Origin of the sequence: Sphingobacterium sp. IITKGP-BTPF85 (assembly GCF_001006065.1) — a bacterium.
Classification (GTDB): Bacteria; Bacteroidota; Bacteroidia; order Sphingobacteriales; family Sphingobacteriaceae; genus Sphingobacterium; species Sphingobacterium anhuiense.
The window spans coordinates 1-6,755 of sequence record NZ_ASZT02000207.1 but is presented as its reverse complement, the minus strand read 5'-3'; the positions used below and the strand labels follow the sequence as shown (position 1 = coordinate 6,755).

Annotated in this window: 2 protein-coding genes and 3 pseudogenes; 3 read left to right on the top strand and 2 right to left on the bottom strand. The window is 35.4% G+C overall.

Translation table 11 applies throughout. The annotated features are described in order from the left end of the window. A pseudogene (locus tag L950_RS23600) lies at window positions 1-472 on the bottom strand (DUF4369 domain-containing protein); the annotation flags it as partial. 7 nt (window positions 473-479) lie between these two features. Next, window positions 480-3,094: pseudogene (gene alaS / locus L950_RS23595) on the bottom strand (alanine--tRNA ligase). 383 nt (window positions 3,095-3,477) lie between these two features. On the opposite strand from alaS, the gene L950_RS23590 reads away from it, so the two are divergent. The 3 genes and pseudogenes from L950_RS23590 to L950_RS23580 all read left to right on the top strand — a co-directional run bounded on the left by L950_RS23590 (window position 3,478) and on the right by L950_RS23580 (window position 6,729). Next, window positions 3,478-4,320: a universal stress protein gene (locus L950_RS23590; RefSeq protein ID WP_021191118.1), complete on the top strand. Its 843-nt coding sequence runs from the start codon at window positions 3,478-3,480 to the stop codon at window positions 4,318-4,320. A gap of 5 nt (window positions 4,321-4,325) precedes the next feature. After that, window positions 4,326-5,201 (top strand): universal stress protein, encoded by an 876-nt coding sequence (locus L950_RS23585; RefSeq protein ID WP_021191117.1) that lies wholly within the window; start codon window positions 4,326-4,328, stop codon window positions 5,199-5,201. A 192-nt stretch (window positions 5,202-5,393) separates the two neighbouring features. Further along, window positions 5,394-6,729, top strand: a pseudogene (locus tag L950_RS23580) (OmpA family protein). Window positions 6,730-6,755: the final 26 nt, after the last annotated feature.

Below are 6,755 nucleotides of genomic sequence, written 5' to 3'. Positions count from 1 at the left end.
TTTGTTTGTACTCACTACGCAGATTTTCAATATCATCCACATCAGCTGTGATGGATTTCTTCGCAAAATCTGCCTGTAAGGAATCGCGAACTGCATCACGTCGATTTCTCATTTTTGAGAAACTCTGAATCGATGATGACAACTCAGAGCCCTCTAATTGATAATCGTTAACATCTTTCTGAAGATCTGCCTTGAAAACAATGTCCTCTCCTGGTGAAGCAATTAAATCATAACGATTTTTACCTACACGAAGTGATAATAGACGCGCCTGACTAGTAGGTCTTTTAAATTGAAAGGCATTTTTGTCTCCAAAAAACATGGAGTCCAATTTTCTTTCGCCTTCGTATAACGATATTACTTTAATATTTCCTGGATTTTCAATTTGGCCAGAAATTGTAAACTCATCTTTATTTTTACATCCGATTAGAAATAAAAATAAACAACCCACCACTAGCAACGTCTGCTTCATCATATTCGTTTTATTTTATAAATTCTATTGCTCTATCTATCGCTGTTTGTAATCCGGCACTATTTTTTCCTCCGGCTGTCGCAAAGAACGGCTGTCCTCCACCACCACCTTGGATGTCTTTTGCCAAATCCCGGATAATATTTCCAGCATTCAAGCCTTTTGATTTTGCTAATTCATCTGAGATGACAACGGTCAAACTTGGTTTACCGTCAAAATCAGCTCCTATTACTAAGAATAAGTTATTAACGGCTCCTTTTAATGCGTAAGCTAAGGTCTTACAGCCTCTGCGTTTGGCAAATCAACAACTGTGGCTAAGAAATTAACATCACCTACTTGTTGTAATTTGCTTTCTAGGTCTGATTTTAACGCTAATGATTTTTCAATAATCGTTTTTTCAATTTCCTTTTTCAAAGCACTGTTTTCGTCCACGATTTTACCCATTGCGGCAACAAAGTCTTTTGGATTATTTAATAACCCTTTGATTTGGTCAACTAATTCAAAATGTTCACGGATCACTGCTGCAGATTTCGTTCCTGTAATCGCTTCGATACGACGTACACCTGCTGCAACGGCAGACTCTGATGTAATCTTAAAGAAACCGATCTGACCGGTAGCTTTAACATGCGTACCACCACATAGTTCTTTTGAAAATTGATCATCAAAAGTAATGACACGCACATAATCGCCATATTTTTCACCAAACAACGCAGTAACTCCTGAATCTAATGCTTGTTGGTAAGGAATATTGCGTTCCTCTTTCAATGCAATATTTTCACGAATCTTAGCATTGACAATATCTTCGACTTGTTTGATTTCCTCTTCTGTTACTTTAGAGAAGTGAGAAACATCAAAACGTAAAATATCATCATTTACTAAGGAACCTTTTTGATTCACATGATCGCCTAATACCTGCTTTAATGCAGCGTGCAATAAATGCGTCGCAGAGTGGTTATTCTCTGTATCTTGTCTTTTTGCCTGATCGACTTGAGCTACAAAAAGGCCTTCGAAACTTTGTGGGAGGGTATCTATAAAATGTACGAACAACCCATTTTCCTTTTTTGTATCGGTTACAAATATCTTCTCACCTGTAGCTTCAGAAATCAAAACTCCAGTGTCACCGACCTGACCACCACCTTCTGCATAAAAAGGTGTGACCGATAAAACCAATTGAAATTGGTCTTTTCCTTTTGCTGAAACTTTACGGTATTTTACAATTTCTGTTTTTGCACTTAGTGTATCGTATCCAACAAATTCAAAGCCTTCATCTTCATTGACTAAAATCCAGTCTCCTGTATCAATGGCAGTTGCTGCACGTGAACGGTCTTTTTGGATCTGCAATGCTTTATTAAAACCGACCATATCAACGGAAAGATTTTTCTCTCTCGCTAGTAACTCGGTCAAGTCTATTGGAAAGCCATAAGTATCATATAATTCAAATGCAAAATCACCATCAACAGTTGTATTTGATTCAGCATAATTTTCGAAACGCTGTACTCCTGTGACTAAAGTTCTTAAGAAAGACACTTCCTCTTCTAAGATTACTTTTTGAACAAAACTTTCCTGTGCTTTCAATTCGTTAAATACACCATCAAACTGTGCCGCCAACAAAGGGACTAGCTCATTTATGAATGGTGTTTTGAAATTTAGGAAGGTATACGCATAACGCACTGCACGACGTAAAATACGACGAATTACATAACCTGCTTTATTATTAGAAGGTAGCTGACCATCGGCAATGGCAAAACTAATCGCCCGAATATGGTCTGCAACTACACGCATTGCAATATCTGTTTTCTCATCCGCACCATAAGCTATCCCGGCTTTTTGAGAGATGAACTGAATAGTAGGCTGAAAAACATCGGTATCGTAGTTAGATGTTTTCCCTTGAATAGAACGTACCAAACGCTCAAAACCCATTCCTGTATCCACATGTTTTGCTGGTAAAGGTTGCAATGAACCATCTTTTAGACGGTTGAACTGCATGAAAACCAAATTCCATACTTCAATTACTTGCGGATGATCGGCGTTAACAAGTGACTGTCCAGCTACTTCTTGACGTTCTTCTTGCGTACGCATATCGTAATGGATTTCGGAACATGGACCACATGGTCCTGTCTCTCCCATTTCCCAAAAATTATCTTTTTTATTTCCTAATAGAATACGATCTTCAGCGATTAAAGCTTTCCAAAAATCATAGGCTTCAGTATCCTTTGCTAGTCCTTCTGAATCATCACCTTCGAAAATCGTTACGTAAAGACGGTCTTTATCTAATTTGTATACATCAGTAAATAACTCCCAAGCCCACTGAATAGCCTCTTTTTTGAAATAATCGCCAAAGCTCCAATTGCCCAACATTTCAAATAAGGTATGGTGGTAGGTATCAATACCTACTTCTTCCAAATCATTATGCTTACCAGAAACACGTAAACAACGCTGTGTATCGGCGACACGTGGAAATTTAATGGCGGCTTCGCCTAAAAATAAATCTTTAAACTGATTCATTCCCGCGTTTGTAAACATCAATGTGGGGTCATTTTTCACCACAACTGGTGCAGATGGTACGATTTGGTGTCCTTTACTTTTGAAAAAATCCAAAAAAGCCTGACGAATTTCTCTACTTGTCATTGAAAATCTAATTGTCTAATTATGATGTTGCAAACTTACTTAAAATTGCCTCGTTATGCAATTAGACGGATGTCTTTTAGTTCATAATAATGTACTAAAAGTGTCATGAAATAAAATAAATTTTGACTATTTTTAAGAATAATTCAATTTCACACTACAATAGGAATAAGGAAAATTAATGGTCGTAATACGTCTTATTTAAATTTGTGCTTAAAATCACTTTATTTCATTAAATTAAGCACATGTTTAGATCATTGGAAAAAATATCTTTACAACAGTCAAAAGCAAACTTAACCGATACAAAATGTGTTAAGCTACAATGATGAAATTATATCATAATTAATTAAAGAAAGTGTACGTAATAAAACTAATTACCAAACAACATGAGCAATAAAATTTTAGTCCCGATTGATTTTTCAGAGAACGCCAACACGGCTGTTCAATTTGCAATTGATTTGGCAAAAAAGAGAGGGTTTGATATTCATTTATATCATAACTATACCGTTTCGTCCAGTACTTTTGATGATGTAAACAGTGATAGTTCTGATGATAATTTCAAAGCAGATGTTTTAATGGCTGATTTAATCGAGAAACTAAAGGCCAATAATCCTACTATCGTTTTCACGTCAAAATGTGAGCGCGGCATTATTACGGAGTCCCTGTTGAAAGAAACGAAAAATACTACTTATTCGGCTATTATCATGGGTACTAAGGGTAAAACAGATGATACCAGTGTGATAGTGGGCAGTACAACATATGCTGTTAGTCAGAAAAGTAATATTCCCGTTATTGCGATCCCCTTTAATTACCAAACAAAAGATATTAAGAAAATAGGTTTATTGTCCAATTTTAAATATGCTGAATTGGATACGTTAAATGAATACATCAAAATATTCGGATCTGATGTCAAAGTACAGATTATTCACGTACACTACCATTCGGAGTCTGAATCTGACATTGAGGATAAATTAGAAATTTGGAAATATCAAATCAAAAAGCACACGGAAATAACCGATGTGGATATAGAAGTAGATTCTATACAAACTGATGTAGAAGAATTGGACACTATCCCTGAGGTAATCAATGATATCATCAAAGATGAAGAAATAGATGTTGTATTGATCACGAAAACACGTAAGTCATTTTTTGAAAGATTGTTCAAAAAATCTGTCGCCAAACAAATCATTCATCATCCTATTATTCCAACATTTTTTTCTAAAGCTTAATTATTATGGGCAAAATATTAGTTCCGATCGACTTTTCTGAAAACTCGATTATTGCTGCACGATACGCAAGAGAAATTGCTCTTGAAAATCAAGATGAACTTGTTTTCTTACATGTTTACACCCGACATGTAAACAAATACGCCAATTTTATGGTCCATGGGGAACACATTGTTGATCCAACTATAAAGGAATCTGAGGAACAACTCAATCAACTTGTCGGCGTGGTAAAAGAAAAATGGCCTACTTTGGTCATAAGCCAACTTTTCGATGAAGGGATTCTTGCTGAAGTTATTAGTAAAGAAACGGCAAGAAATCAGTATAAAGTTGTTGTTATGGGTACAAAGGGTGCCTCTGGATTAGAGTCTGTATTAATAGGGAGTAATACTTATGATGTAATCCGTGATTCACAAACTCCAATTTTAGCCATACCTGCTAATGCAACCGCATATAAAAAGGATACGATTGCTTTGTTAACGAATTTTAAACCAGGTGAATTAGAGGTGTTAAAACAGGCGATTCCTGTCTTTGGCAGTAAATTTCATTTATTATTGATTCATATTAATAAAGAGGAGGTTGATATTAAAATCTTGGATAAAAAGCTTACGGAATGGATAGACAATATCATTACAGAAACGGGCATTGACGACATTTCCTATACCGTAAAAAATAGAAGTCATTTTGCAAATTCTGCTGAGAAAATTGCGAATGGAATACAAACGATGATTCGCGATGAAAATATTGATATTATTTTAATAACAAAGAGCCGTAAAACATTTTTTCAGAACTTGTTTAATGAAAATATAATCAAAGAAATGGCTATGGGGATTGTTATTCCTAACTTTTTTGGCAAAACGAATCCGAATAGCAATATTCCTAAATAAAGTACACACAAACGCTGTAATGTTACTAATAGTATACATTATGGCGTTTTTTTTTAAAATTAAGAAAATAGCAAAGTAGACAATTGTCTACAAGAGGGGATAAATGTAACTCTGATTGTAGCAGACGTCCAATATTTGGCAACATTATTGTCTAGAGCACTATAAAGAAATTTAAAATCAAATTTAAATAATATGAAGATTAACCTTAAGAAAAGTGGATTATTAGTAGCAGCTGGATTATTGGCATCTGCTTCATTTGCACAAAATGCAAAAGTTGGTTCTATAGAGGGCACTACACCACTAGGACCATCTACCCAATACAGAACTTGGTCTATCGGTATTGGTGCTGGGGTTTTAAATCAAACTAATATTTTTGGTTTCAACCGTAAAGATTACAATGATTTAGATCACAATGTTGGTTATTCGGCATACATTAAGAAACAAATATCTCCTTCTTTTGGATTTAAAGCTTCTTATTTAGGCGGTAAAGTTGGTGGAGCATATGATGATGGTTCACAATCTTTCGAAACTAAAACACCTTGGTCAGCAGCTTTATCTGGAGAGTGGACAATGGCTAATACCAATTGGAGATTTTTCAACAGTTTTATCAAACCTTATGTATCATTAGGTATTGGGGTATTAAATTCTGAGGCTACAGTAACGATGGGGTCAACAAGCACTACATATGATTCTCAATCGAAGTTATTTGTTCCTGCTGATTTCGGATTGAAATTCGCCATTGCAAAAGGGATTAATTTAGATTTAGGATACCAGTTGAACTGGGCGAATCAGAAGTTTGATGGATCTAATCCTGCAGTGGATCCAAAGCCTACCTTCAAAAATGATTTATTCTCGTATGCACATGCTGGTTTAGAGATTGCTTTAGGAGATGGTTCGAAACCTACTTTGAACAATTCAAATCCTGTTGCTACGTTAGTAAATGATTATACTGCAAAATATGATGATTTAAAAGCACAACGTGATGCATTGGATGCTGCTAATAAAGCATTACAATCTAAGTAGAGTCATTGAACGCTGACTTACAAGATGATGATGGCGATGGTGTTGCTAACAAATTTGACAAATGTCCAGGTACGCCTTCAGGTGTTCAAGTAGATGGTGCTGGTTGTCCAATTCTTGTTAAAAATGAAACTAAAATTGTAGAGAAGTTATCACGGAGACGGATAGAAGAACTGTTGATGAAGCAATTAAAAACTTAGAATTCGAAACTGGTAAATCAGTTATCCGTTCTACTTCATACAATTCTTTAGATCGAGTTGCTGCTTTATTAATTGAAAAAGATTTCAGTTTAAAATTAGCTGGTCACACGGATAACACTGGTTCATTACAATTGAACTTAAGATTATCTAAAGAGCGTGCTGAGTCAGTAAAAGCTTATTTAGTATCTAAAGGCGCTAATCCTTCTCGTATTGAAGCTACTGGTTACGGTCCAAACCAACCTATTGCATCTAACAAAACTGCAGAAGGTCGCCAACAAAACCGTCGTGTTGAGTTTACAATATATTAGTAGATTTTAACATCAGGCATATAAAG

What these genes read in the sequence shown, in the direction of transcription:
- L950_RS23590 (WP_021191118.1), top strand. Translation starts at nt 3,478, where the DNA reads ATGAGCAATAAAATTTTAGTCCCGATTGATTTTTCAGAGAACGCCAAC.
- L950_RS23585 (WP_021191117.1), top strand. Translation starts at nt 4,326, where the DNA reads ATGGGCAAAATATTAGTTCCGATCGACTTTTCTGAAAACTCGATTATT.